5 protein-coding genes are annotated in these 3,346 nt (G+C 41.6%); all 5 read left to right on the top strand.

Features of this window, described 5'->3' with window-relative positions:
* Positions 1-1,488, top strand: a 1,488-nt coding sequence (locus ACFIJL_RS08890; RefSeq protein ID WP_375624306.1) for a filamentous hemagglutinin, incomplete at its 5' end; no start/stop codon positions are given.
* Between the two features lie 20 nt (positions 1,489-1,508).
* Positions 1,509-1,910, top strand: coding sequence for a hypothetical protein (locus tag ACFIJL_RS08885; RefSeq protein WP_375624304.1), 402 nt, complete (start codon positions 1,509-1,511; stop codon positions 1,908-1,910).
* 12 nt (positions 1,911-1,922) lie between these two features.
* Positions 1,923-2,663 (top strand): filamentous hemagglutinin, encoded by a 741-nt coding sequence (locus ACFIJL_RS08880; RefSeq protein WP_375624308.1) that lies wholly within the window; start codon positions 1,923-1,925, stop codon positions 2,661-2,663.
* Positions 2,664-2,683: 20 nt separating this feature from the next.
* Complete coding sequence (locus tag ACFIJL_RS08875) at positions 2,684-3,091, top strand: hypothetical protein (RefSeq protein WP_375624302.1); 408 nt, start codon at positions 2,684-2,686, stop codon at positions 3,089-3,091.
* The gene (locus ACFIJL_RS08870) at positions 3,079-3,207 is read left to right on the top strand and encodes a hypothetical protein (RefSeq protein WP_375624300.1); all 129 of its coding nucleotides are present in this window, start codon (positions 3,079-3,081) and stop codon (positions 3,205-3,207) included. Before ACFIJL_RS08875 ends, ACFIJL_RS08870 begins: the two co-directional genes overlap by 13 nt.
* The last annotated feature ends 139 nt before the right edge of the window (positions 3,208-3,346 follow it).

Below are 3,346 nucleotides of genomic sequence, written 5' to 3'. Positions count from 1 at the left end.
GAGGTTTCATTACGGGGGATGCGTATTTTGAAGCCAAAGTCGTGGTGCAATCCACAGGATACGTTAAGCGGTTTGACTGAGGCTGGCGCATCTGGCAGTATGACAGTGGGCTTTAAGAAAGCAGAAGCTTCTTCTCAAGCTTTCACCGCGATGAGCACAACAATAGAAGCAGGACGCGCTGTCAACATGCAAGCCCACAAAGGCAGCATCCATGGTGTTGGAGCCGATATTATCGCTGGTACCGCGCCGGCAGAAAAAAACAGCCTGACCACAGGAAGCATTAGCACCAGTGATATCAGCAACAGTGCGCATGCGCAAGCTAGCAGTCAAGGTTTAAGCATTTCAGCGGGTGGTCCGATGTATCAGGGCAAATATGGTGTCGGGAAAAACATTGCTAAAAATGTCTTAGATCATTCAAAAGCTAAAGATTCAGAGGAAGGATATACCAAATCTGCTATCAGCAATGGCACTATCGTCATTACTGATGAAGCAGGGCAGAAGGCATTAACAGGGCAAGATGTTGAGCAAGCCATAGCCTCCCTTAATCGGGATACTGCTAGCGCCCATAAGGGTGTACAACAGCTCGATGTAGGCAAGCTGGAACAAATCGTCCATGAAAATCGTGAAATGGCAACGCAATTGTTGGAAGAAGGATTTAAATACAGCGATGACTCCTATAAAACCATGTTTATCAAAGAGCACCCCATCGCCGTGGTCGACCGTGATGAACAGGGCAATATAATCTATAAAACAGATGCAAATGGGGAGCCTATAGAAGACGCTCGTGGGCAAAAAATACCTAAGTTTCATTATTTAACGGATGAAGAAAAGCAGCATTTACAAGAGGGTGCTGATGGCAAGGTGCATGTGTCCTTTAATGGCATCTTTACTCCACCAGAGGAAGCCGCTGTTTATGCAGAGCAACATGCGAAGGATAAAAATAATCCGCTTTATTTTGTTGTGTTCCCAGAAGCCGATTCTGCTATCTCAGAACTTTTGGTCGCGGGCTATCAGAAGTTTATGGAAAATAACTTTTGGGGATTGACCAATTCCACACAAGAAGCGAAAGATTTGGTGTATAGCCATGGTATTACAGGGTTAGAACTTTATGGACATAGCCGCGGTACCATGACATTGGGGAATATGCTGTATTCTTTCAAACAAGAAGGTGTGCACGGAATAGCCGACAATACGAATATCAATTTCTATGGACCAGCCTTTAATGCTTTAGTTGCATCCGGTCTGTTGGGTTATGTGAGTGATGGCAAACAAACCACTATTGGCTTTGATGGGAATAGATATGACTTTGTAAGCAGAATTATTGGCGGCAATGGCTATACCTACGAGACAATACCTGCTGGCAGTAACGTTTTGACAGAATGGTGGAGAGTGATCATGAATCCCATAAGCTCCCATACCTGTCTTGGAGATGCGAGTTATAAATGTAGATATAATTATGGCACATCTCATCTAGAACAAAAACCTTGAATTAGATTATGGAGTAAAAAATGAAACAAACCTTAAAATTATTAAGTGCTGTAACTCTATTCAGTATAGCTGGGTGCCAGTTTAATAAAACTCCCACATCTTCTATAGGGGCATGGGAAAAGCCAGGAGCAGATTTTACTGAGATAGGAAAAGCCTTGTTAGAATGCGGTATGCCAACCCCTTATGATAAGGATCCAGAAAGTAGAAAGCTCAGTAATAATGCAATAGCAACAATTCATGCTTGCATGGTTCAATCAGGATTCCGCTATGAAGAAAGGGGGGGGGGATGGTGTGTAAATCATAAAGCGGAAAACCTTCCCATATGTCGTCCAGGTGCTGTCATACCACAGCGCAGTGTCAAGAAGCGCTTGAACAGTCCTTTTTGTAAAAAATATAAAAATAGTCGCAAATGCTATCCTTAAGTCTTGCTTGTGATGATCAACAATCCGCCATCCTTGCCTTCACTTGGAATGGCGCGATTGTTTCCTCACGCACATTATTTAACGGATGAAGAACAACAGAATTTACAAAAAGGTTCTGATGGCAAGGTTCATTTTTTCCTCAATGGTATTCTTACAACACCCTATGAGGCGGCTGTTTATGCGGTTCAACATGCGGAGGATAAAAATGTACCGCTTTATTTTGTTGTGTTCCCTCAAGCCGATTCTGCTATCTCAGAACTTCTAGTCGCGGGCTATCAGAAGTTTATGGAAAATAACTTTTGGGGTTTGACCAATTCCACACAAGAAGCAAAAGATTTGATGTATAGCTATGGTCTTACAGGATTAGAACTTTATGGACATAGTCGCGGGACAATGACATTGGGGAATATGCTGAATTCTTTCAAACAAGAAGGTGTGCACGGTATAGCCGACAACACGAATATCAATTTCTATGGACCAGCCTTTAATGTTTTAGTTGCATCCGGTCTGTTAGGTTATGTGAGTGACGGCAAACAAACCACTGTTGGCTTTGATGGGAATAGATACGACTTCGTCAGCAGAATTATTGGCGGCAATGGCTATACTTATGAGACAATACCTGCTGGCAGTAACGTTTTGACAGAATGGTGGAGAGTGATCATGAATCCCATAAGCTCCCATACCTGTCTTGGAGATGCGGGTCAAAAATGCCAAAAAAGGTATGGCTCATCTCATTTAAAACAAAAACCTTGAATTAAATCATGGAGGAAAAAATGAAACAAACTTTAAAATTATTAAGCGCTGTAACTTTGTTAAGTATAGCTGGATGTCAGTTTAATAAAACTCCTGGAGGATATTTGAGCGCGTGGGAGAAAAATGGTGTTACTGATTTTACTGAGGTAGGAAAAGCCTTATTAGAATGTGGAATGCCAACCCCTTATGATAAGGATCCAGAAAATAGAAAGTTAAGTTTAAATAAAAAGGCGTTTATTGATTCTTGTATGGTTCAATCAGGATTCCGCTATAAAGATACAGAGGCAGGAACGTGGTGTGAGAATTTTCAAGGAAAGAATCTTCCGGCTTGTCGTCCAGGTGCTGTCATACCACAGCGCAGTGTCAAGAAGCGCTTAAACAGCCCTTTTTGTAAAAAATATAAAAATAGTCGCAAATGCCAACCTTAAGTGTTTCTATTGGTGATGATCAACAATCCCTTATCCTTGCTTTTGCTTGGAATGGCGCGATTGTTTTCTCAATCCATCATCTCAATATTGTTCACCGTTGTTTTAAACAGCGGTGACAGGAAATATCAACAAGCTTCCGAGCTGTTTATTGTAAATAAATCCATTGAAAGAGGGGAATAATGAAGAAAATCTTAAAACTATTGAGTTGCATAGCTCTCTTAAATACAGCTGGATGTGTTAACCAACCTCCTCCAT

Source organism: Bartonella sp. TT119HLJHH (assembly GCF_042193385.1).
Taxonomy (GTDB): Bacteria; Pseudomonadota; Alphaproteobacteria; order Rhizobiales; family Rhizobiaceae; genus Bartonella.
This window is presented reverse-complemented; position numbering and strand designations above follow the sequence as displayed.